Genomic DNA, 22,775 nt, shown 5'->3' with positions numbered 1-22,775 from the left:
GAATTAGTTATCAAAATTTATATTTCAATATATTCAACTTCTATAATCAGCATTAATCTCAATATAATTTTTTGTAAAATCCATAGTAAAAGCAGTAAAGCTTTTAGGACCAGTAAACAAATCTACGTTAATGTCTATATTTTCACCTTTCATATACTCAGCTACTAATTTTTCATCGTAGTACTTGTATAATTTTCCATCCTGAATTATTTGATAATTTCCAAATTTCAAACCTAATTTATTTAAATTTATTTTTGGTCCTGCTTTTCCTATTGCCATCACTATTCGTCCCCAGTTTGGATCTTCTCCTGCAATAGCTGTTTTTACCAAAGCTGAATTTGCTATTGAGAAAGCAATTATCTTTGCATCTTGTTCACTTTTGCTTTTATTAACATTTATAGTTACAAATTTTGATGCTCCTTCTCCATCAGAAACTACTCTCTTAGCTAAATTTAACAAAACATTGTTTAATGCTTTGTCGAATTTTTTTAGTTTTATATCATTAATACTTTTAATATTTGAATTGTTTGCTTTATTTGTTGCAAAAATACTAACCATGTCATTTGTGCTAGTGTCCCCATCACACGAGATAGCATTAAATGTATTTGTAATATTTTTTTTTAATAATTTACTTAAAATATCATTCGATAAGTTGGCATCTGTAAATATGTATGCCAAAGTTGTTCCCATATTTGGAAATATCATACCCGAACCTTTGGCAACACCATAAATTTTTACCTCTTTATCTCCAATTTTACATTGTTCCATCGCAAGTTTTGGTTTTGTATCAGTGGTCATTATTCCTAAGGCTGCTTTCATCCAAAGAAATTTGTTTTGTGTATACTTAATTTTTTTAATCAAGTTTGGAATTTGATCTATTATCTTTTCACATGGAAATGTTTCGCCTATTGTACCAGTGCATCCAAAAATAATTTCCTTTGAAGTAATTTTCTTTGGATAATCTTCATCTTCATTTTGTTTTTTTGATAGTTGCTCAGAAGTTAAATCAGCAATTTTTGCAAGACTTGTGTAACCTTGTTTGCCTGTGAAAGCATTTGCATTTCTAGTATTTACAATAAGAGAATAAATTTTTTTTGATTTTTGATTTATATTCCATTTAATATTTTCTGAAATAATTTTTGACTTTGTATAGACGGAGGCATGATTTGCACCATCTCTAAAGTAAAACATTACTAAATCATCTCTTTTAGTTTTGTATAAATCTGCACTTAGAGCTGAAATAGATAAGCCATCTATATGATCTAGGTCCTGGAAATCCATCATTCTGGTATTTTTTGATTTTGAGGTTAAAAAATTTGTTAAATTAATACCCATGATATTTAAAATAATTGTTTAATACATATATTAAACAATATATTTAAAGAATAAATCAAATAGTAATGTTTAACCCGCTTAACCTAATTACAAAATTTATCAAATCTAGTAATCAAAAAGAACTAGATAGAATTGGAAAAATTGTAGAAAAAATAAATTCACACGAGGAACAATTCATAAAATTAAGCGATACAGACTTTCCAAAAAAAACAGTTGAATTTAAAAATCAATTAAAAAATGGAAAAAGTTTAGACGAAATTCTACCTGAAGCATTTGCAATAGTAAGGGAAGCTGCAAAAAGAACAAGACAGGAAAGACACTTTGATGTTCAGCTTGTTGGGGGAGTAGTTCTTCACGAAGGTAAAATTGCAGAAATGAGAACGGGTGAAGGAAAAACACTCACTATTGCTTTAGCAGCCTATTTAAATGCACTTTCTGAAGATGGGGTCCATATAGTAACTGTTAATGATTACTTAGCAAAAAGAGATTCGATGGAAATGGGTCTCATATATAATTTTCTAGGTCTTACATCTGGATTTATTAATAATGACCAAGATGATCCAGAAAGAAAGAAAAACTATAATTGTGATATTACTTATGCAACTAACAGTGAATTAGGATTTGATTATCTAAGAGATAACATGAAGTTTTCTCAAAAAGAGATGGTTCAAAGATCTCATGCATTTTCAATTGTAGATGAAATAGATTCTTGTTTAATTGATGAAGCAAGAACTCCACTTGTAATTTCTGGAGCTGCAGAAGATAAAACTGCTCAATACCTAGCAATAGATAAACTTATTAAAATTTTAAATAAGAAAGATTTTGAAATAGATGAGAAAGAAAAAAGTATACTTTTAACAAACGAGGGTATTAATAATGTTGAAAAGCTTTTCTCTAATGCGGGTATCTTAAAAAATGATAATTTTTATGACCCAGAAAATCTTCATTTAGTTCACCACGTAAATCAAGCACTTCGTGCAAATCATTTATTTGAAAAAGGAAAAGATTACATAGTAAAAGATGGAGTTCTTAAAATCATAGACGAGTTGACCGGTAGAATTTTAGAAGGAAGAAGATTTGGAGATGGACTTCATCAAGCTCTTGAAGCTAAAGAAAAAATTCAGATACAAGCTGAAAATCAAACTTTAGCATCTATTACCTATCAAAATTATTTTAAACTATATAAAAAAATATCAGGTTGCACCGGTACTGCAGTCACAGAGTCTGAGGAATTTTTTGAGATATATAATCTTTCAGTAGTTGTAATACCAACAAATAAAGAAATGATCCGAAAGGACTATAATGATTTAATCTTCAGAACTGAAAAAGAAAAAAATGATGCAATAATTAATAAAATTATTGAAAAGCATGAAGTTGGTCAACCAATTTTGGTTTTCACATCTAGTATCAACAAATCTGAAATTTATTCTAAATTATTAAATGAAAAAAATGTTAAACACGTAGTTTTAAATGCAAAGAACCATGAAAATGAAGCTGAAATTATTGCAAATGCTGGAAAAGAAAAATCTTTGATAATTACAACCAGTATTTCTGGTAGAGGTGTTGACATCCAGCTTGGTGGAAAAAAAGGATCTATTCCTGATGATGAGTTAAAAATAGATAAAGAAAAAATTAAATCTCTGGGTGGCTTATTCGTAATTGGTACAGAAAGAATGGAGTCTAGAAGAGTAGATAATCAAGCAAGAGGAAGAGCTGGACGACAAGGAGATGAGGGTAGTTCTGTATTTTATGTAAGTTTAGAAGATGATTTGATGAGAATTTTTGGCTCAGAATCTATGAATAATATGCTTGAAAAACTTGGTTTAAAAGATGGTGAAAGTATTGATCACCCTTGGATCAACAAAGCATTAGAAAGAGCTCAGCAAAAAGTTGAAGCCAGAAATTTTGATATCAGAAAAACACTTATCAAATTTGATAATGTTTTGAATGACCAAAGACATGTTGTGTTTTCTCAAAGAAAAAACGCAATGAATAGTGAAAATATTTTTGATTATTCTGACGAATTTTTAAAAGAAATATCAGAAGACTTGATAAAATTAAAAATTCAAAATCTAACTAATCCAAAAAGTAATGAATTTAACAATAAAGTTAGGCAAATTGTTGGAAAAAGTTTTAATGATACTGAACTTGAGAGTTTGATTTCTGCAAAAGATAATGAACTGAAAGAGCAAATATCCTCAAAATTTAATGAGACACGTAATGAAAGAATTAAAGTTCTAAACGAGCAGCATGCAAAAGAAATCGAAAAAAGAATATTTTTGCAAACAATAGATTTAAATTGGAAATCACATATACAATATTTAGAACAACTTAGACAAGTGATTGGATTAAGATCTTACGGTCAAAGAGATCCTTTAGTTGAATATAAAAAAGAAGCTTTTGATTTATTTTCAAATTTATTAGAAAAACTAAAATTAGACTACGTGACAATTTTAATGAATTTAAAAGTTATAACAGAAGAAAGATCTTCCAATGAGGAAAGAGTAAATCCAAAACCACAAACCAAAAAAATGGGAAGAAATGAACCTTGCTTTTGTGGATCAGGCAAGAAGTTTAAACATTGCCATGGAGCTTTGTAATTCTTAAACAAGAAAAAATAAGAAAGCTATCAATAATAAACCTGCACCAATACCAAATAATAATTTTTTTGACTTAAAAATATTATCAAAATTATTTTTTTTAATAGTCAAATTGCTTAAATCTTCTGCATTATTCATGAAACCATCATTTCTTCCAATTTTTAAGAACTTATTTTTTCTTTCATTCATTATTTCTTCTGATGACATTTCTTTATATTGATCTAAATTTTTAGAAATAGATTCTCTAACATTATCTAACATCAGATCTTTATCCCTATGAGCACCGCCTAATGGTTCTGGGATTATTTCATCTATGACTTTTAATTTTAATAAATCTTTTGCAGAGAGTTTCATTGCTTTTGCTGCATCAAGCATTTTTTTTGGATCTCTCCACAATATAGTTGCACAGCCTTCAGGAGATATAACTGAATAAATAGCATTTTCTAGCATGATAACTTTGTTAGAAGATGCTAATGCAATCGCACCACCTGAACCACCTTCACCTATAATTATTGCGATACTTGGCACCTTAAGTTCCATGCAACATTCAATTGATTTTGCTATTGCCTCAGCTTGACCTCTTTCCTCTGCACCAACACCAGGATAAGCACCTGGCGTATCTACAAAAGAGATAATTGGAATTTTAAATTTATTTGCTAAATTCATTAATCGAATAGTTTTTCTGTAACCCTCAGGTCGCATCATCCCAAAATTTCTTTCGATTCTACTATCTAAATCCTCACCCTTTTCTTGGCCAATAACCAAAACCGAATAACCATTAAATTTTGCAAAACCTGTAAGTACAGATTTATCTTCACCATAATAACGATCTCCAGATAGAGAAATAAAATCTTCGAATAAATTATCTATGAAAAATTTAGACTTTGGTCTGTCTTCATGTCTTGCAACCATGGTAGTTTGCCATGGATCAAGGTTTGAATATATATCATTTAATTTTTGATCTAACTCAACTTGTGTTTTTGAAATTTTTTGCGTATCTACTTCTGACAATCCCTCTTGATTATAGGGATCTTTTAATTTTTCCAATTCTGTCTCTAAATCTTTAATCTCAGTTTCAAAATTAAGATAATTTTTCATAATATGGTTATAGCGGATGGTTAATTCATAAAAAAGGCAATAAAATGATATTTAATTTAAAGTGTAATTGTTATTAATTGACTCTTTTCTAGAAGAAGATACATATTTTACTGTCGGGAGAGACTAATAGATTTAGCACCGAAGGAGCAACCACCCCGGAAACTCTCAGGTAAAAAGGACCGATAGTTGCATAACACTCTGGAAAGAGAATTAATTCCGCCGAAGGAGCAAAACTCTCAGGCAAAAATACAGATGGGGTAATTTAGGTGATATGCAAGAAAAATATATAAATATAAATACTTTAAAAGTATCTGAAAAGCTTTCTCAATTTGTAAGTGACGAGCTATTAAAAGAAACAGGTCTATCTGTTGACAATTTTTGGTCAGGGTTCGAGAAAACAGTCAATGAATTAGCACCTAAAAATAAAGAATTAATAAAATTTAGAGAAGACTTACAAAAACAAATAGACAATTGGCATATAAAAAATAAGGGAAATGAATTTAATTTGTCAGAATATAAAAAATTTCTAACAGAAATTGGTTATCTGAAAGAAGAAGGTGACGATTTTGAAATATCTACTCAAAATGTTGATGAAGAAATAACAAGTATTGCTGGACCTCAACTTGTTGTACCAGTAATGAATGCAAGATACGCATTAAATGCTGCTAATGCTAGATGGATGAGCTTATACGATAGTCTGTATGGAACAGATGTAATTGAACAATCAGAAGATAGTGTATCTGAAAGATACGACCCATTAAGAGGTGAGATGGTAATAAAATATGGAAGAGATTTTTTAGATAAATATTTTCCATTAGCTGGATTGAGTTGGCAAAAAATTACAAGTTTTGCGGTTAAGTATGGAAAATTTAAAGCTTTAAAAGGCGCTGATATTTATGATTTGGTAGATGAGAATAAGTTTATTGGCCATAGGGGTGAAGCTGACAACCCATCTGCTATAATTTTAAAAAATAACAATTTACATATAGAAATTTTAAAAGACTCAAGAGCTTTTGCGGCTCAACAAGATCATGCTGGAATTAATGACATAATTTTAGAATCTGCAGTGTCAACTATATGTGATAATGAAGATAGTGTTGCTGCTGTAGATGCAGAAGATAAAATTGTTTGTTACAGAAATTGGCTAGGTCTGATGAAGGGTGATCTAAAATCAAAATTTGAAAAAGAGGGAAAACTATTTGAGAGAAAACTTAACCCTAACAGAAGCTATGTTTCAAAAGATGGAAAAGGTTTAAAGCTTCATGGAAGAAGTTTGCTGCTAGTTAGAAATGTTGGTCACTTAATGACTAATCCATCAATAATTTTAAAAGATGGTAGTGAAGTTCCAGAAGGAATAATGGATGCGTTCATTACTACAGCTGCAGCCCTTCATGATATTAAGAAAAAAATCAATTCAAGAACTGGTTCTATTTATATCGTGAAACCAAAAATGCATGGACCAGATGAAACTGCATTTACTGATTTGCTTTTCTCAAAAGTTGAAGAAGTTTTAGGTTTACCAAAATACACATGCAAGATTGGAATAATGGATGAAGAAAGAAGAACCTCAGCTAATTTAAAAGAGTGCATTAGATCGTTAAAAAATAGAGTTTTCTTTATAAATACAGGTTTTCTAGACAGAACTGGTGATGAAATGCACACTTCTATGGAAGCTGGTCCAATGATTAAAAAAGGTGACATGAAAACTTCAAAATGGATTACAGCATATGAAAACAACAATGTTGATATTGGTTTAAAATGTGGATTTTCTGGAAAAGCTCAAATTGGAAAAGGAATGTGGGCAATGCCTGATAAAATGAAAGATATGATGGAGCAAAAAACTGGGCATTTAAAAGCAGGTGCAAATTGTGCATGGGTTCCATCTCCAACTGCTGCAGCTTTGCATTCGCTACATTATCATGAATTAAATATTTTTGATGAACAACAAAAAATTAAAAATAGAGAACAAGCAAAGCTTGATGATCTTTTAACAATACCTACTGCTGATAGACCAAATTGGTCTGTGGATGAAATTAATAAAGAAATTTCTAACTCAGCTCAAACTTTATTAGGTTATGTGGTCAGATGGATCGATCAAGGAGTTGGGTGCTCCAAAGTACCAGATATAAATAACGTAGGTTTGATGGAAGATAGAGCTACACTTAGAATTTCATCTCAACATATTGCAAATTGGATACATCACGGAATTACAACAAAAATTCAAGTTGTAGAAATTCTTAAAGACATGGCTAAAATTGTTGATGATCAAAATAAAAATGACACTAATTACGTAAGAATGAGTGATAACTTTGAAAATTCAATTGCATTTCAAACTGCATGTGATTTGGTGTTTAAAGGAAAAGAACAGCCATCTGGTTATACTGAACCCTTACTGCATTTAAATAGACTTACTAAAAAGTCTAATCTGAATTAGAAATTAAATTAGACCGATTTTTAAAAGCAGAAAACAAAGTCCCATCATCTAAACTTTCAATTTCACCACCTACAGGTAAACCCTGTGCAAGTTTTGTAATTTTTACATTAGAATTTTTTAGGCTATCTTGAATGTAGTAAGCAGTTGTTTGACCTTCAACAGTTGCACTTGTGGCTAATATGACTTCTTCAATTTTATCTCGGTTAACTCTCTCAACCAACGAATTTACAAGTAAATCTTCTTTTCTTTGACCTACTGATGAAATGGTGCCTCCAAGAATATGAAAATACCCTTGGTAAATATTTGAATTTTCAATTGACCATTGATCTGCAATGTCTTCTACAACACAAATCTTTGAATATTTATTTTTTGTATTTTCACAATTTATACATCCAGTTGAAATTGATTTAAGTGAACCACAAGAATTACATCTAGTTACATTTTTATAAACTTGAGCCAATGTATTTGCCATTGGTTTTACTAATTCATCACGGTTATTAATGAGTTTTAAAACAATCCTTTTGGCAGATTTTGGTCCTAAACCTGGAAGCTTTGAAATTAATTTTATTAACTCTTCAATCTCGTTAATATTTTGCATCTACTATAGCGGCCACTTAAAACCAGGTATTCCAAATCCACCTGTAGCTTTTGATATCTCTTCTGATGTTTTCGACTTTAATTGTGATTTAGCGTTATTATGTGCAGCTACAATTAAATCTTCTATTATTGATTTGTCTTCTTTCATTATTTCATCTGATAGTTTAATTGATTGCATTTCACCTTCTCCATCCAAGACGATTTTTGCTGAATTTGAGCCAGAAACACCCTCTACTCTAATCTCCTTAATTTTTTGCTGACTCTCTTTCATTTTTGCTTCAAGTTCTTTTGCTTTATCTAATATTTTATTAAAATCAGTCATTATCCTTATCCTCCTTAGTTATCGATTTAACATCTACCAGTTCTGCATCAGGAAAATTTTCCATAAAGTTTTTATAAATTTCAGTTTGTTTAGCTTTTTCAATTAATATTTTTTTTTCATTTTCTTTTTTTTCTCTAACTGAGAGATCTCCTTTTGATTTACTAAGAGTGATAATCCATCTTTCTTTTGTCCATTCAAAAAGCTTTGTGGAAAGATCTTTTACAAAATCTTTATCAAGGCTGTCATTAAATGAAATCTCAATCCTATTTTTTTCAAATTTAACCAAATTGACATTTTTCTCTAATTCAAATTTAAGTTTTAATTCTCTTTTACTTGTGCAAGTAGCAATTAATTCATCAAAAGAATTAATTTGAGTTTTAATTTCTGCTTTAACTTCAGTTTGTATTTCAGGATTCTTTTTTTCTTCTTGAGAAATATTTTTTATTTGGTCAATAATTTTAGTCTCTGTTTTTATTTCAATTTTGCTAGTTGAATTTTCTTCTTTAGGTTTTGTATCTATTTGTTTAACTTGTTTTACAGAACTTAAATGCATTAATCTAATCAAAAACATCTCAATTGATAAATGTTGATTTGATACAATATCTAATTCTTCTAATGACTTGATAGAAAATTGCCAAAATAAAATTAATACATCTGGTTGGATTTGATTAGAAATATTTTTTATTTTGTTAAATTCTTCATCATTGAGAGAAAAATTTGTGCTTTCTAAAGTTAAAGAATTTATATTTTTAAAGTAATACAACAGTTCTAAAAAATCATTTAAAAATATTTTTGGTTCAACTCCCTGATCATATATTTTTCTATAAATTTTAATTACCTTTTCTTCTTCTCCTCTTAATATCAATTCAAATAAATCAATTAATTGTGATTTATCAAAATAACCAAAAATCTTTTGAGCAGAATTTAAATCTAGTTCTTTATCATTATCTAAACTCAATAACGCTCTATCTAACAGAGATAATGCATCTCTTACTGAGCCCTCTGATATTTTTACAATTAATTTTAGAGCGTCATCCGTAACTTTTCCGTTTTCTTTATCTTTAATTTTTTTTATAAAATCTAATAATTCAGAAGATTTAATCCTTGAAAGATCAAAACGCTGACACCTTGAAACGACAGTTATAGGAATCTTTTTTATTTCTGTTGTGGCAAATATAAATTTTAAATATGAAGGTGGTTCTTCCAATGTTTTTAGTAAAGCATTAAAAGCTTGTTTGCTTAACATATGAACTTCATCGATTATAAAAATTTTGTACTTTGCTGAAGTAGGTCCGTATCTGGAAAACTCAATTAGATCTCTAACATCATCAACTCCTGTCTTGCTGGCCGCGTCCATTTCAAGTACATCAATGTGACTTGAGTTTGCAATCGACTGACAATTTTCACACAAATTATCAATGCACATTTTTTCAATACCATTTGAGCAATTCAAGGCTTTTGCTACAATTCTTGCGGTTGTAGTTTTTCCAATCCCTCTAATTCCAGTAAACAAATATGCATTAGGTACTTTGTCAGCTTTTATTGAATTTATAATTGTTTCAGCAACAACTTCTTGACCAATAAGATCATCAAATATTTGAGGTCTATATTTAAGAGCTAGTACTTTTGAATTGTTATTCATAAATTTTTTAAGGAGACTAGAACCTGAATAACTGTCTTTACGACTGCTTCCGTTAAGATCTGGTCGGGTTCAAGCAGCATCCACCTCTAGCCTCCAAATCTATTATAGCAGTTAAAATTTCTAATCTACAAGAAAAGATTATTGTTTTTTTTGTCTCAAACTATCGGCTTCAAAAACACCCAGGACGTGAAAATCCTCACAATGTAAGCCTAGCTCTTCAAGAGATTTTTGAACTTTTGGATCTTCAATATGTCCATCTAAATCACATAAGAAAAAATAAGAGTCGAAAGAATTTTTTTCAGGGTAACTTTGAAGCTTAGTAAGATTTACTCCATTGATGGCAAATCCTCCAAGCGATTGATAAAGAGCTGCAGGTTTACTTTTAAGTTTAAATAAAAATGAAGTTATATATTTTTTATTTCCAAACTCAGGTTGAGATATATTTTTTCCCATAACAAGAAATCGTGTTAAATTTCCACTCTCGTTTTCTATATTTTTTTTAATTACATCAAGATTATAAATTTCAGCACTTAGAGATGATGCTATTGCTGCCTGTTTTTTGTCTTTTGTTTTAGAAATCATTTCGGCTGATCCAGCTGTGTCTGCTCTTATATGTTCAGCAATATTATTTTCTTTTATGAAATTTGAACATTGCGACAAACCCTGTGCATGAGAGTAAACTTCTTTTATATCAGACAGTTTAGCTCCCTGTTGACCTAATAAATTATGTTCGATTTTTTGAAAGTGCTCTTGGTAAATATTCAATCTATGTTTAAAAATTAAATATTCGATACCTATATTTCCTGTAATTCTGTTAGACTCTGGTATTATTATTCTACAATCGGGTTCTTCTGAAGCTTTATTAAAACAATCATCAAAAGTTTTACAAGGTAAAATTTCAGCATCAGGGTCTATTGATAATGCTGCTAAATGAGAATAAGCTCCAAATGTTCCTTGAAAATATATTTTACCCATCAGGACTTATATTCCATTATTTTTTTTAAGGCCAGATAATCTTCCTCTGTGTCAACTCCTATAGGGGCTTTGCTTGCTAGAGCAACATTTATTTTAATATTATTGTCTAGAGCTCGAAGCTGTTCTAATTTATTTTCAATTTCATTTTTTGATTGTGGTAATTCAACAAATTTTTTAAGAATTTCAGATGAATAACAGTAAATTCCAATATGGTGATAAATATTTGGGGTATCTTCAGATTTCCTTAAAAATATTTTTGCTTTAGAAAACGGGTCATCTTCTAAATTATTTTCAGTAATAACTTTAACTATATTCTCATTTGCTAAATCTGATTTATTCTCAATTTTAGCAGCAAGGGTTCCTATTTTTGCTTTGTGATCTATCATCATTTGGTTTAGGTTTACAATATCCTCTATATTTATTGCTGGCTCGTCACCCTGTAGGTTCATTATAAAATCAATGTTATCTAAGTTGAGTTTTTGATAAGCTTCATATATTCGGTCTGTACCAGTTTTATGTTTATTGCTTGTAAAAATAGCATTTCCTCCATTATTTTTAATATCATTGACAATCTCTTGATCCTCTGCAGCAACAATTACCTCTCCAATATTTGCTTGTTTTGCCTTATTAAATACATGTGAAATAATTGAAATATCATTGATTTTTAATAATGGTTTTCCTGGAAGCCTAGTTGCGGATAATCTAGAGGGTATAATTATAAGAGTTTTCATTAATCACTAATTAAAATAGAGGCAAATTTGTACATTAAATTTTAGTCAAATTTTAATTTATCATGTTATACGTTCAAAATTAAATTTATAAAAATGGATTCTTTTGAAATTAACAAAATTGTAGCCGCAGTTCTAATGGTAGCACTTCTTGTTATTGGTATAGGAAAATTATCTGATGTAATTTTTCATGTAGAAAAGCCAGAAACTCCAGGATACACGGTGGAAGTTGAGCAGGTATCTACCGCCTCATCTTCTACAACAAACGCTGCAGAAGAAAAAATCGACATTGCTGCATTAATGGCCATGGGGGATATAGCAAGTGGAGAAAAAATATTTAAAAAGTGTGCAGCCTGTCACTCAATAATTAAGGGTGGGAAAAATGCTATAGGTCCAGCTTTATATAATGTCGTTGGAAGAAAAGTTGGAGCAGTTGAAGATTATAAATATTCAAAAGCATTAGCTGCTTATGAAAAAGAATGGACATTTGAAGAGCTAAATGGATTTCTAAAAAAACCTGCAAAATATATTAAAGGTACAAAAATGGCTTATGCAGGCTTAAGAAAAGAAGCAGATAGAGCTTCTGTAATTAAGTATCTAAATGAAAATTCAGATAGCCCAGTTCCACTACCTTAATTTTCCAAAACAATACAACAGTATACTTTTTTGAACATGAACTCTATTAAGAGCCTGCAACCATACATGAGATTTTTTTCCTAAGAAAATATCTTCAGAAACTTCATTCCCTCTAGGCAGACAGTGTAAAAAAATACAATTCTTATTTGCAAAACTCATTAATTTTTTATCAATTTTAAATTTTTTAAATGCCTGAATTTTTTTCTTTTTGTTTACTTTGTCATTTAACGAAATAACTTTATCAGAAAAAATTACATCAGCTCCGCTAGCAGCTTTTTTTGGATCATTATAAATATAAATTTTTCTCTTATTTTTTTTTACCCAATTTCTCACTTCTTTTCCTGGTTCAAAGTTTTTCGGACAGCCAATGCTTAATTTGAAAGAAAACTTAACTGAAGCAGCGATCAAACTATCCAACACATTATTTGAATCACCAATCCAGCAAATATTTAATTGTGAAATGGGTTTTTTTGTAATCTCTTCAACTGTAAAAACATCTGAAAGCACTTGAGTTGGATGAGATGATGGGCTCAAACCATTGATGACTGGAATAGATAAATATTTTTTGAAATCTTCAATTTTTTTATCACTATCTGTTCTCAACATAAATCCATCCCCATAAGTTGACAGAACCTTCGCTGTGTCTGATATACTTTCACCACCTTGTCCTAAATGAAGTTCATTAGATCTAAGTGTTAAAGTACCTCCTCCAAGCTGTTTTATTGCTAAATAAAAACTCATTCTAGTTCTTAAGCTTGGTTTTTCAAACATTTGGATCAAAATTTTTCCTTTTAATGGAGCACCTTTATCTATTTCTAGAGTATTGAGTTTTCTTCGAGAACTTTTTCTTTTTTTTGCATCAGTAATTATTTTTCTTAAATCTTTACTTGGAATATCTTTTAAATTTATAAAATGTTTCATAACTATTTAAATTGGCTACAAACTTTATTTATAATTTTTAAAGCTTCATCAAGCTCATTTTTATTAACATTTAGTGGTGGTAAAATACGGACAACATTTTCTGCGGCACGAATAGTTAATAATTTATTTTCCATTAATTTTTTAATGAAATTTGTCTGGTCTTGATGTAACTGCATCCCAATTAAAAAACCTCTTCCTCTTATTTGTTTAATAATACTAGGATATTTTTCCTTAATTTTGTTCAAGTTTGATAAGAAATATTTAGATAATTTTTTTACATTATTTAAAAACTTTTTATTTGAAACTATATCCATTACTTTATTACCAACTGACATAGCTAGTGGATTTCCTCCAAATGTAGATCCGTGAGTGCCAGGTACCATGCTTGAGGCTACTTTTTTATTCATAAGAACTGCTCCTATTGGAAATCCACCTCCAATTCCTTTGGCTATTGGGACTATATCTGGTTTTACTTTAGATTTTTCAAATGCAAAAAAATCTCCTGATCTACCTATTCCACATTGAACTTCATCCAAAATTAAAAGAATTTTTTTCTTATTACATAATTTTCTAAGCTCTCTTAAACAGAAATCTGGAATTACTTTAATTCCTCCCTCTCCCATTATCGTTTCAACCATTATAGCTGCAGTATCTTTTGAAATTTTCTTTTCTAATGCTTTGTGGTCTCCAAAAGTAAAGTGATCAAATCCCTTTACTTTGGGCCCAAATCCTTCTGTCATTTTCTTTGATCCACTCGCATAAATTGCAGCTAATGTTCTTCCATGAAATGAATTTTTAATGCATAAAATTCTATTTTTATTTGGTTTACCTATTGAAAAAAAATATCTTTTAGCAACTTTAATAGCTGCCTCTGTAGCTTCAGCTCCACTATTTTGAAACATTACATAATCAGCAAATGTTTTTTTACATAATTTTTTAGCTAAATTTTCTCCCTCAGGAATTTGGAAAGCATTTGAAACATGCCAAAGTTTTTTAGATTGTTTATTGATTGTTTTTACTAAACTTGGGTGAGCATGACCTAAAGAATTAACCGCAATACCCATCACAAAATCAAGATATTTTTTTCCATCAGTAGAGTAAAGATAGCTTCCCTTTCCATACTTAAATGAAATTTTTTTTCTGTTATAATTTTTTGCTAAATTGCTCATAAATTAAATTTGTTTTATAAATTTTATTTCATAGATACAAGTTATGATTGAAAAACTAATTTTATTTGAGCTAGGCTTTTATTGTTGATAACTCTAATTTTTTGATTGTTTCAATTAAATTAATAACAGTATATTGTCGTTTTATAAATAAATAACACAACATATAGATATGAGTTGGACTGAAGAAAAGGTTTCAAAATTAAAAGAATTATGGGGCAAAGGCAATACAGCTAGCCAAATTGCTGAAATTATTGGAGGCATAAGTCGTAACGCTGTGATTGGTAAAGCCCATAGATTAAATCTTTCAGCAAAAATCAAAACTAGAACTGCTACTTCTAATAAAAATTTCGAGAATTCAATTGAGCAGAATAACATTCAATCAAAAAGAGGCCGTAAAAGTAAATTTAAATCATTAATTATTGAAAAAGATTTTGAACCAGAAAATCCTAAACAATTAGAAGAGCTAGATGAGAATTCATGTAAGTGGCCAATAGGTCATCCAGATGAAAAAGAATTTTATTTTTGTGGCAGATCCTCTTTAAAAGATTTCTCTTATTGCAAACTTCATTTACTTTATGCTTATCAACCAAAAGGTAAAAAAGAAGAAGTTACAGAAAAAGAGGAAGTTCCAGAGTTTATTGAAAAGAAAATTCAATCTGCTTAAATTTTAACTCGTTTTAATATCTATATTATCTGAATTATATTTTTCTGTAGAAAATTGACCACCTTCCCTCCACATATAACAATATTTTTTAACTTCTTCATCGAAGTATTTTAAGCTTGGAACTCCCATGTCTGAGTTAGATTTATATTTACCAGATAAAACATTATCATATTTTAAAAGTTTTAATTGATCTCTGGTCAAAACTGGCTTTGGCATTATTTCAAAAAATCTAGCTGACAATTGAGCTAATGGTAAAGGCATTGGTATCAATAATCTTTTCTTTCCTATTAAATTTAATAATTTTTCTAATATTTCTTTAAACGAAATAATTTCGGGACCAACACATTCAATTATTTTAGAGTTAACATTATTAAAAATTACATTAAAAATAACGTCTGTTAGATCGGAACAATGAATTGGTGCAAACTTAGTTTTGCCTTCATAATAAAGCGGGAATATTGGCAATCTATTCAAAAGAGTCATGAAATTTGTCGTAAAATTATCATCTACTGAATAAACAATTGATGGTCTTATAATTGTTGCTAAAGGAAAATTTTTTAAAATTCTTTCCTCTCCTTCTAATTTGCTCTTGGCATAATCAGAGTCCGTAGCCTCATTTATTCCAAGTGCTGATAAATGAATAAAATGTTTAAGTTTATATTCTTTAGAAAGTTTAGATAACAAAGAAGGAAAAACAGTGTGAATGTTTTTAAATGTGTTTCCTTTTTTTGACTCAAATAAAATACCAATTAAATTTACACAAATATCTGCTTTTTCAAAAAGCTTTCTAAATTTTTGCTCTTCAAAAATATTGGATTCAACAATATCTATGTAGCCAGCATTTGCTTGAGTTTTAATTATATAACTTTTTTGATGAATGTTTCTTGTTACAACAGTTACTTGATAATTATTCTTTGTAAGTTTTCTAATTAAATTTCGGCCAATTTGACCACTTCCACCAAAAATTAGACAATTTTTTGCTTTCATATATATATGTTTAAAAATGAGTAATAATATTCAACTTCACAAAAACGATCTACCAGATGATTTAAATTTAGGCAATATAATTGCCGTAGATGGTGAATTTATGGGTCTAAATGTCAGACGTGATCCATTGTGCTTAATTCAAGTATCTTCAGGCAACTCAGACGCTCACATAGTTCAATTTGATAGAGAAAATTATCAAGCACCTAATTTGGTAAAACTTCTGAATAATGAAAACATAACTAAAATTTTTCATTATGGACGTGCAGATATGGCACATATTAAATACTATTTAAAAACAGATACTAAAAATGTTTTAGATACCAAGATTGCCTCAAAACTAGCGAGATCTTACTCTGATAATCATTCTTTAAAAACGTTAATTAAGGAGTTCACAAATATAGACATTAGTAAGCAATTTCAAAGTTCAGATTTTGGTGGAGAATTAACACCTGCACAACTTAAATACTGTGCTAATGATGTAATTTATCTTCATAAGATTCATGAAGAACTAATTAAAATTCTAAAAAGAGAAAATAGAATTAAACTTTACGAAAATTGTTTGCAATTTTTAAAAACAAGAGTTGATCTTGATTTAGCACTTTTCAAAGAAGATATCTGGTCTCATTAATGGATAAAAAAAAATTTTTATCAGTTGCTAAGGATGTGATTAATCTAGAAATAGAAGCGTTACAGAATTTAAAAAAAAATTTAAATAAATCTTTCAACGAGGCAGTTTTTCAAATAGCAAATTGTCAATCAAAAGTAATATTATGTGGCGTTGGGAAAAGTGGTCTCATAGCATCTAAAATTGCTGCTACATTAGCATCAGTAGGAACACCATCTTTTAGTCTTGTGGCAAGTGAAGCATCACATGGAGATCTAGGTATGATATCTAAAAAAGATATTTTAATACTTATAAGTAATTCAGGAGAAACTGTTGAGTTGAAAAATATAATTCAATATGCAAAAAGAAATAAAAATTTGTTGATTGGAATTGTATCTAAAAAAGACTCTATACTTTATAAAGCTTCAGACATAAAATTACTTACTCCTAAAGCAAATGAAGCAGAAGGAATTGTACCCACTGCGAGTACAACTTCACAACTAGCTTTAGGTGACTCTCTTGCTATAGCATCAATGAAATATAAAAAATTTGGTAAAATGGATTTTAAGAAACTCCACCCTGCAGGGAGCTTAGGAGCACAGCTTAAAACTGTTGAAGATATAATGATATCAGGAGAAAAAATTCCTTTTGTAAATGAAAATTTAGAAATGAATAAAGCTTTAAAAATTTTAAGTAAAAAAAAATTAGGCTTTCTTGTTGTTTTAAACAAAAAAAAAGAAACTATTGGAATTATTACAGATGGTCAAATAAGAAGAATTTCTCAAAAAAATTCAAACTTCCAGTTATTGCCGGTTAAAGATATTATGACCAAAAAACCATTTTCTATTAATAAAGATGAATTGGCAGCAAAGGCTTTAACATTGATGAATAGTAAAAGAATTACTTCACTAGTAGTTACTAAAAAAGAAAAACCTAAAATGACAATTGGAGTAATTCATATCCATACTATATTGCAGTCAAATATTTTATAAATGATTGTCAAAAAATTTTTTAAAATTTTTATTATTTTATCTTTAATTTTTCCTACTACCTATTTTTTTTATTTAAAGATTAATAACAAAGATGTTGGAGTAATCAGTGATAATGAAACTGAAAATGATGATATAAATCAAAATTCAAATATCATATTAAACGTAGAGTATACAAGTAAAGATAGTGATGGTAACGAATATTTAATTAGAGCTGAAGAAGGTACTATAGATTACTCCAATCCTAGCATAATATTTTTAAAAAAAGTAAATGCTTTAATTAAGTTAAATAATTCAGAAAACATTACAATCTTGTCAGATTTTGGAAAATACAATAGTGATAATTTTGATACAATTTTTTCAAAAAATGTAATAATTGATTATTTAGTTAATAAAATTACTGGAGATTATCTTGATTTTTCTTTAGAAAGAAATTCAATATTGATTTCAAAAAACGTTATCTTTAAGAACTCAGATAACATCTTAAAAGCTGATGTTTTTGAAATGGATATTATATCAAAAGATGCAAAAATATTTATGTACGAAGAAGAAGAAAAAGTAGAATTAATTAGTACAAATTAAATGGCAATCATAAAAAAGTTCAGGATCAAATCTTTTAAAAATATTAACTCGATAATTGAATTTAACAATATCTCCTTGTCTTACGGAAATAGATTAATTTTAGATAATATAAGTTTTAAAATTAATGAAGGTCAAATTTTTGGTATGCTTGGACCAAATGGTGTGGGTAAATCTACAATTTTTAACTTAATAACAGGATTGATAAATCCAAATAATGGTCAAATTAAAATTGCTGGACAAAATGTAAATGGTTATCCTGTGTACCTTAGAACTAAAAAATTTAAAGTAGGATATGTTCCTCAATACGGCGGATATTTTAATGATCTTTCTCTTCATGATAATCTCAAAGCAATTAGTGAAATCGTTATCAAAAACAAAAATTATCGATCAGAAAGAATAAGCTATTTAATGGCTAAGTTTGAACTAGATAATTTAAAAGATATTAAAGCAAAATTTTTATCAGGTGGACAAAAAAAAAAATTAGTAATTGCGCTCTCTTTATTAAGTGACCCAAAAGTTCTTTTATTAGATGAGTGCTTCGCTGCATTAGATGTTTTAACAATTAAAATGTTGCAAGAGATTATAGTAAACCTGCAAAGTGAAAATAAAATAACAATTTGTATATGTGATCATCAGGCAAGAGACTTATTAGCTTGTGTAGATATGGCAATGATATTAAGCAATGGAAAAATTATCGCTGAAGGTACACCTTCTAATTTAGTTAACAATATTAATGCGAAAAATGCATATTTTGGCGATAACTTTAAGTTTAATTAATATCTAATGTCAAAAGTTGTTAATATAAACAAGAAAATTGAAAATTTTAGAAAAATTATAGTTGTCCCTGGTGACAAAAGTCTAAGTATTAGATGGGTGTTATTTGCATCATTAGCAAATGGTAAATCAAAGGCAAAAAATCTTTTATTATCAGAAGATGTTTTGGCTGCCATAGAAGCAGTAAAAAAATTAGGTATTAAAATAATAATTAAAAAAAAAGAATATGTAATATTTGGAAAAGGCATAGATGGCTATAAATACAGAAAAAACTTAAAAATTGATGCAAAAAATTCAGGAACACTGGGAAGACTTATTCTTGGATTGCTAGTAAACTCTCCAAATCAAATTACTTTAGTTGGAGATAAAAGTTTATCAAAAAGAGACTTTAGAAGAGTCTCTGATCCTCTAAGTAAATTTGGAGCTAAATTTAAATTAAAAAACGATAATCATTTACCATTGAAAATTTATGGTTCCTCAAATTTAAAGCCTATCAGATACTATGAAAATAAAGGTTCAGCTCAATGCAAAAGCTCAATTATTTTTGCAGGGATGAGAACAAATGGAGTTACGAAAATTAAAGCAAAGAAATCGAGAAATCATACTGAGTTATTATGCAAGCATTTGAAGTTACCTATTAGCATCAAAAAAAATAGATATTTTGATGAGATTAAAATAAAAAAAGTAAAAAAAATTAACACTTTAAACTATGATATCCCTTCAGATATTAGCTCAAGTGCGTTTTTTATCGTTTTAACAGCTTTATCTCCAAGTTCAGAATTAACAATTAAAAATGTAAATATAAATCCATCAAGAATAGGAATAGTTACTATTTTAAAAAAAATGGGAGTGAAAATAACTTTTAAAAATGAAAAAATTTACAAAGGTGAAAAGAAAGCTGATATTAAAATATATGGTAGCAAAATTTTAAAAGCAATTAATTGTCCACCACACCTAAACAGTGGAGCAATTGATGAGTTTTTAGTTATTTTTCTAGTTGCTGCTAAAGCCAAAGGCATTTCTTATTTTAAAAACTTAGGTGAACTAAATCAAAAGGAAAGTCCAAGACTAAAATGGGCTAAAAAAATTCTAACAAATCTAGGAGTCAAAACTGTTACAACAAATGACTCGATTAAAATTTATGGTAACCCAAATTTAAATTTAAATCACAATAAAAAAATAATTATTAAAAATTATTTGAAAGATCACAGAGTTTTTATGACAAGTATAATTGCAGCTTTATCTTTCGGTGGTAATTGGAATGTTCATGACAAAGATTCTATAAATACTTCGTTTCCTAATTTTTTAAAGATTATTGATAGTTTAAAAAAGTGATAAAAAGAAAAAATATTTTAAAAATTGCTATTGACTCACCTGCTGCTGCAGGGGCAGGAACTTTAGCAAAGGCAATTTCAAAACATTATAATCTTCTTTATCTTGATACTGGTAAAATTTATCGATTTATCGCACATCTAAAAATAAAATATCCTAAAAAATTTAATAATAAATTTATAAAATTAAAAATTAAATCTTTAAAAATAAAAGATCTTGCAGACAAAAATTTATTGTCTGATGAAGTTGGAACTGAAGCTTCCATAGTTTCTAAAATTAAGTCTTTAAGAAAGTTAGTTCATTCATTTCAATTAAATTTTGCTTATAATCCTCCTAGAAAATACAATGGTTCTTGTTTAGATGGGAGAGATATAACTTACAATATAGTTCCTGACGCTGACCTAAAATTCTACATAACTGCTAATCTAAAAACTAGAGCTATGAGGAGATATAAAGAATTAAAAGGCTTAAAAAAAAAAATATCATATATGGAAGTCTTAAAAAGTATTAAAAAACGTGATAAAAGTGATTTAAATAGGAAAATATCTCCGTTAAAGAAAACAAAAGATTCACTATTGATTAATACGACAAACCTTAATAAAAGGGCATGTTTTTTAAAAATAAAAAAAATAATAGACAGGAAAATAAATAATTAATGGAAATTTACAAAGACTTATCAAATCCAGCATCACAAGAATTCGAAAAGCTACTAAGCAGCCAACTTTCAAAAGTTCAAATAGAAGAAGGTAAAATTATAGAAGGGAAAATAAATAAGATTACAGAGAAATTTGTATTCTTATTTGTTGAAGGTCTAAAATCGGAGCCAGTACTAGATATAAATGAATTAAAAAGCATGGGACTTACTGATAAAATTAAGGTTGGAGAAACAATTCCAGTATTACTAGAAAAAATTGAAGACAAAAATGGTGAGGTATTGGTCTCAGCAAGTAAAGCACAGAAAATTAAAGGTTGGGATAAACTAGTTGAAGCTTATGAGAAAAATGAGCCTATCATGGGTAAAATTACATCTAAATGTAAAGGTGGTTGCATAGTTGAACATATAGATACAGGCTCACTAATGTTTTTACCTGGATCACAGATAAGCGACAAACCTTTAAAAGATATAAGTCATTTAATGAATGAACCACAAAAATTTGCTCTCATAAAACTTGATAAAATAAGAGGAAATGCTTGTGTATCTAGAAGAGAAATAATTTCATCTTTTAAAAAAGAAGATAAAGCAAAAATAGTTGAGAAATATAAAGTGGGAGACATTATTAAAGGTGCAGAAGTAAAAGGATATAGTTCATTTGGATGCTTCTTTAATGTCAATGGTGAATTAGATGTATTGGTTCATTTACAAGAAATTTCTTATTCAAGAGTAAATCATCCTGATGAAGTATTTAATATAGGTGAAAAACACGACCTAAAAGTTATCAGTGTTGATAAAGAAAAATTACAAGTTGGATGCTCGGTAAAACAATTATCTCCAGATCCTTTTGAGCATATTGAAAATTACGAACTAAATAAAATCTACAAAGTTAAAGTAGTAAAATTAATGGACTTTGGTGCTTTTTGTGAGTTAGAACCAGGTTTAACAACTTTACTTCATTCAAGCGAACTAAGCTGGACTAAAAAAAATATTTCAGCAAAAAAAATGTTTAAAGTTGGAGATGAGATAGATTGTGTAATTACTGAGATAGACAAAGATAAAAGACGAGTAGCTATTTCACACAGGTTAACTCAGGATAATCCTTTCGAAACATTTGAAAAGAAATATCCTGTTGGAACGATAGTCGAAGGAGAAATTGTAAACAAAAATGAATACTCTTTATTTGTTAAAATTGAAGACCTAGATATTGATGCTTTTTTACATTGTAATGATTTAACATATTTAAATAATGGGGAAGAAGAACTTTCCAAATATAAAAAAGGTGATAAGCTTAAGGTTAAGGTATTAGAAATCAAATCCTCTGAACAAAAAATTAGAGTTGGTTTAAGACAAACTCAAGCAGATCCGTTTGACTGGTTTAAAGATAAGTCAAAAAATCAAACAATAACTGTTAAAGTTGTTTCAACTGATAACAAAGGACTTATAGTAAGACCAGAAGGTTGTGAAATGGACTTCCAGATTAAAAAATCTGCAATAGCAATTAATGCTGCTGATGCTAGACCAAGTAGATGGACAGGTGGTGAAAAATTAGACTGTGCGATTGCAGATTTGGACATGAATAAGAGAAAAGTAACATTAAGCATTAGATTACTTGAAGAAATTGAGAAAAAAGAAGCTCTTGATAAATATGGATCTGAAGGTTCTGGTAAAAACCTACCTTTTTCATCATTATCTGAAGATTTAAAGAAAAAAGAAGAAGAGAAAGAATAATTG

Annotated in this window: 21 protein-coding genes and 1 riboswitch; of the genes, 11 read left to right on the top strand and 10 right to left on the bottom strand. The window is 28.8% G+C overall.

What is annotated here, in order from left to right; translation table 11 throughout:
• Window positions 1–33: 33 nt before the first annotated feature.
• A complete protein-coding gene (argJ, locus tag ACTTBK_RS07390) occupies window positions 34–1,335 on the bottom strand; it encodes a bifunctional glutamate N-acetyltransferase/amino-acid acetyltransferase ArgJ (RefSeq protein WP_440619415.1) in 1,302 nt (433 codons plus the stop codon).
• A 65-nt stretch (window positions 1,336–1,400) separates the two neighbouring features.
• On the opposite strand from argJ, the gene secA reads away from it, so the two are divergent.
• Complete coding sequence (secA, locus tag ACTTBK_RS07385; RefSeq protein WP_440619414.1) at window positions 1,401–3,935, top strand: preprotein translocase subunit SecA; 2,535 nt, start codon at window positions 1,401–1,403, stop codon at window positions 3,933–3,935.
• Between the two features lie 3 nt (window positions 3,936–3,938).
• On the opposite strand, the gene ACTTBK_RS07380 is transcribed toward secA, so the two are convergent.
• A complete protein-coding gene (locus ACTTBK_RS07380; protein ID WP_440619412.1) occupies window positions 3,939–5,033 on the bottom strand; it encodes an acetyl-CoA carboxylase carboxyltransferase subunit alpha in 1,095 nt (364 codons plus the stop codon).
• 104 nt (window positions 5,034–5,137) lie between these two features.
• Window positions 5,138–5,225: riboswitch (glycine riboswitch) on the top strand.
• A gap of 79 nt (window positions 5,226–5,304) precedes the next feature.
• On the opposite strand from ACTTBK_RS07380, the gene ACTTBK_RS07375 reads away from it, so the two are divergent.
• Window positions 5,305–7,467, top strand: coding sequence for a malate synthase G (locus tag ACTTBK_RS07375; RefSeq protein ID WP_440619411.1), 2,163 nt, complete (start codon window positions 5,305–5,307; stop codon window positions 7,465–7,467).
• On the opposite strand, the gene recR is transcribed toward ACTTBK_RS07375, so the two are convergent.
• The 5 genes from recR to kdsB all read right to left on the bottom strand — a co-directional run bounded on the left by recR (window position 7,454) and on the right by kdsB (window position 11,734).
• Window positions 7,454–8,065 carry a recombination mediator RecR gene (recR, locus tag ACTTBK_RS07370; RefSeq protein ID WP_440619406.1) on the bottom strand — a complete coding sequence of 204 codons (612 nt, stop codon included), beginning with the start codon at window positions 8,063–8,065 and terminating at the stop codon, window positions 7,454–7,456. The two genes, ACTTBK_RS07375 and recR, sit on opposite strands and share 14 nt — an antisense overlap.
• Before the next feature lie 3 nt (window positions 8,066–8,068).
• Window positions 8,069–8,386, bottom strand: a complete 318-nt coding sequence (locus tag ACTTBK_RS07365; RefSeq protein ID WP_262590178.1) for a YbaB/EbfC family nucleoid-associated protein — start codon at window positions 8,384–8,386, stop codon at window positions 8,069–8,071.
• Window positions 8,379–10,028 carry a DNA polymerase III subunit gamma/tau gene (gene dnaX / locus ACTTBK_RS07360; protein ID WP_440619405.1) on the bottom strand — a complete coding sequence of 550 codons (1,650 nt, stop codon included), beginning with the start codon at window positions 10,026–10,028 and terminating at the stop codon, window positions 8,379–8,381. The genes ACTTBK_RS07365 and dnaX overlap by 8 nt, the downstream gene beginning before the upstream one ends.
• Before the next feature lie 138 nt (window positions 10,029–10,166).
• Window positions 10,167–11,003 (bottom strand): prephenate dehydratase domain-containing protein, encoded by an 837-nt coding sequence (locus ACTTBK_RS07355; protein ID WP_440619403.1) that lies wholly within the window; start codon window positions 11,001–11,003, stop codon window positions 10,167–10,169.
• Entirely contained in the window at window positions 11,003–11,734 is a 732-nt protein-coding gene (kdsB, locus tag ACTTBK_RS07350) for a 3-deoxy-manno-octulosonate cytidylyltransferase (RefSeq protein WP_440619401.1), read from the bottom strand. The genes ACTTBK_RS07355 and kdsB overlap by 1 nt, the downstream gene beginning before the upstream one ends.
• Before the next feature lie 93 nt (window positions 11,735–11,827).
• Between kdsB and ACTTBK_RS07345 the strand changes: the two genes are divergently transcribed.
• Window positions 11,828–12,367, top strand: a complete 540-nt coding sequence (locus ACTTBK_RS07345) for a c-type cytochrome (RefSeq protein WP_440619400.1) — start codon at window positions 11,828–11,830, stop codon at window positions 12,365–12,367.
• Here ACTTBK_RS07345 and argF read toward each other — a convergent pair.
• Together argF and ACTTBK_RS07335 are read right to left on the bottom strand one after the other, a co-directional pair.
• Entirely contained in the window at window positions 12,359–13,288 is a 930-nt protein-coding gene (gene argF / locus ACTTBK_RS07340; RefSeq protein WP_440619398.1) for an ornithine carbamoyltransferase, read from the bottom strand. The two genes, ACTTBK_RS07345 and argF, sit on opposite strands and share 9 nt — an antisense overlap.
• 2 nt (window positions 13,289–13,290) lie before the next feature.
• On the bottom strand, window positions 13,291–14,457 hold the full coding sequence (locus tag ACTTBK_RS07335; protein WP_440619397.1) for an aspartate aminotransferase family protein: 1,167 nt from the start codon (window positions 14,455–14,457) through the stop codon (window positions 13,291–13,293).
• A 169-nt stretch (window positions 14,458–14,626) separates the two neighbouring features.
• On the opposite strand from ACTTBK_RS07335, the gene ACTTBK_RS07330 reads away from it, so the two are divergent.
• Window positions 14,627–15,121, top strand: coding sequence for a GcrA family cell cycle regulator (locus ACTTBK_RS07330; RefSeq protein WP_440619395.1), 495 nt, complete (start codon window positions 14,627–14,629; stop codon window positions 15,119–15,121).
• 3 nt (window positions 15,122–15,124) lie between these two features.
• Here ACTTBK_RS07330 and ACTTBK_RS07325 read toward each other — a convergent pair whose 3' ends face one another.
• Entirely contained in the window at window positions 15,125–16,108 is a 984-nt protein-coding gene (locus ACTTBK_RS07325) for a complex I NDUFA9 subunit family protein (protein ID WP_440619393.1), read from the bottom strand.
• Window positions 16,109–16,124: 16 nt separating this feature from the next.
• Between ACTTBK_RS07325 and ACTTBK_RS07320 the strand changes: the two genes are divergently transcribed.
• Genes ACTTBK_RS07320 through ACTTBK_RS07290 form a run of 7 tightly spaced genes read left to right on the top strand, consistent with a single transcriptional unit; the run spans window position 16,125 to window position 22,772 of the window.
• Window positions 16,125–16,736, top strand: coding sequence for a ribonuclease D (locus ACTTBK_RS07320; protein ID WP_440619391.1), 612 nt, complete (start codon window positions 16,125–16,127; stop codon window positions 16,734–16,736).
• Window positions 16,736–17,704 carry a KpsF/GutQ family sugar-phosphate isomerase gene (locus ACTTBK_RS07315; protein ID WP_440619389.1) on the top strand — a complete coding sequence of 323 codons (969 nt, stop codon included), beginning with the start codon at window positions 16,736–16,738 and terminating at the stop codon, window positions 17,702–17,704. The genes ACTTBK_RS07320 and ACTTBK_RS07315 overlap by 1 nt, the downstream gene beginning before the upstream one ends.
• On the top strand, window positions 17,705–18,283 hold the full coding sequence (gene lptC / locus ACTTBK_RS07310) for an LPS export ABC transporter periplasmic protein LptC (protein ID WP_440619388.1): 579 nt from the start codon (window positions 17,705–17,707) through the stop codon (window positions 18,281–18,283).
• Window positions 18,284–19,060 carry an ATP-binding cassette domain-containing protein gene (locus ACTTBK_RS07305; protein WP_440619386.1) on the top strand — a complete coding sequence of 259 codons (777 nt, stop codon included), beginning with the start codon at window positions 18,284–18,286 and terminating at the stop codon, window positions 19,058–19,060.
• A gap of 6 nt (window positions 19,061–19,066) precedes the next feature.
• Complete coding sequence (gene aroA, locus ACTTBK_RS07300; protein ID WP_440619384.1) at window positions 19,067–20,392, top strand: 3-phosphoshikimate 1-carboxyvinyltransferase; 1,326 nt, start codon at window positions 19,067–19,069, stop codon at window positions 20,390–20,392.
• A complete protein-coding gene (locus tag ACTTBK_RS07295) occupies window positions 20,389–21,045 on the top strand; it encodes a (d)CMP kinase (protein WP_440619382.1) in 657 nt (218 codons plus the stop codon). Before aroA ends, ACTTBK_RS07295 begins: the two co-directional genes overlap by 4 nt.
• The gene (locus ACTTBK_RS07290; RefSeq protein ID WP_440619380.1) at window positions 21,045–22,772 is read left to right on the top strand and encodes a S1 RNA-binding domain-containing protein; all 1,728 of its coding nucleotides are present in this window, start codon (window positions 21,045–21,047) and stop codon (window positions 22,770–22,772) included. Before ACTTBK_RS07295 ends, ACTTBK_RS07290 begins: the two co-directional genes overlap by 1 nt.
• Window positions 22,773–22,775: the final 3 nt, after the last annotated feature.

The organism is Candidatus Pelagibacter sp. HIMB1493 (genome assembly GCF_052047995.1).
GTDB lineage: Bacteria > Pseudomonadota > Alphaproteobacteria > Pelagibacterales > Pelagibacteraceae > Pelagibacter.
The sequence above is the reverse complement of the archived record's forward strand: the minus strand, read 5'-3'. Positions and strand labels throughout refer to the sequence as shown.

Coding starts and splice junctions, on each gene's coding strand:
- argJ (WP_440619415.1), bottom strand. CDS start 1,335: ATGGGTATTAATTTAACAAATTTTTTAACCTCAAAATCAAAAAATACC.
- secA (WP_440619414.1), top strand. CDS start 1,401: ATGTTTAACCCGCTTAACCTAATTACAAAATTTATCAAATCTAGTAAT.
- ACTTBK_RS07380 (WP_440619412.1), bottom strand. CDS start 5,033: ATGAAAAATTATCTTAATTTTGAAACTGAGATTAAAGATTTAGAGACA.
- ACTTBK_RS07375 (WP_440619411.1), top strand. CDS start 5,305: ATGCAAGAAAAATATATAAATATAAATACTTTAAAAGTATCTGAAAAG.
- recR (WP_440619406.1), bottom strand. CDS start 8,065: ATGCAAAATATTAACGAGATTGAAGAGTTAATAAAATTAATTTCAAAG.
- ACTTBK_RS07365 (WP_262590178.1), bottom strand. CDS start 8,386: ATGACTGATTTTAATAAAATATTAGATAAAGCAAAAGAACTTGAAGCA.
- dnaX (WP_440619405.1), bottom strand. CDS start 10,028: ATGAATAACAATTCAAAAGTACTAGCTCTTAAATATAGACCTCAAATA.
- ACTTBK_RS07355 (WP_440619403.1), bottom strand. CDS start 11,003: ATGGGTAAAATATATTTTCAAGGAACATTTGGAGCTTATTCTCATTTA.
- kdsB (WP_440619401.1), bottom strand. CDS start 11,734: ATGAAAACTCTTATAATTATACCCTCTAGATTATCCGCAACTAGGCTT.
- ACTTBK_RS07345 (WP_440619400.1), top strand. CDS start 11,828: ATGGATTCTTTTGAAATTAACAAAATTGTAGCCGCAGTTCTAATGGTA.
- argF (WP_440619398.1), bottom strand. CDS start 13,288: ATGAAACATTTTATAAATTTAAAAGATATTCCAAGTAAAGATTTAAGA.
- ACTTBK_RS07335 (WP_440619397.1), bottom strand. CDS start 14,457: ATGAGCAATTTAGCAAAAAATTATAACAGAAAAAAAATTTCATTTAAG.
- ACTTBK_RS07330 (WP_440619395.1), top strand. CDS start 14,627: ATGAGTTGGACTGAAGAAAAGGTTTCAAAATTAAAAGAATTATGGGGC.
- ACTTBK_RS07325 (WP_440619393.1), bottom strand. CDS start 16,108: ATGAAAGCAAAAAATTGTCTAATTTTTGGTGGAAGTGGTCAAATTGGC.
- ACTTBK_RS07320 (WP_440619391.1), top strand. CDS start 16,125: ATGAGTAATAATATTCAACTTCACAAAAACGATCTACCAGATGATTTA.
- ACTTBK_RS07315 (WP_440619389.1), top strand. CDS start 16,736: ATGGATAAAAAAAAATTTTTATCAGTTGCTAAGGATGTGATTAATCTA.
- lptC (WP_440619388.1), top strand. CDS start 17,705: ATGATTGTCAAAAAATTTTTTAAAATTTTTATTATTTTATCTTTAATT.
- ACTTBK_RS07305 (WP_440619386.1), top strand. CDS start 18,284: ATGGCAATCATAAAAAAGTTCAGGATCAAATCTTTTAAAAATATTAAC.
- aroA (WP_440619384.1), top strand. CDS start 19,067: ATGTCAAAAGTTGTTAATATAAACAAGAAAATTGAAAATTTTAGAAAA.
- ACTTBK_RS07290 (WP_440619380.1), top strand. CDS start 21,045: ATGGAAATTTACAAAGACTTATCAAATCCAGCATCACAAGAATTCGAA.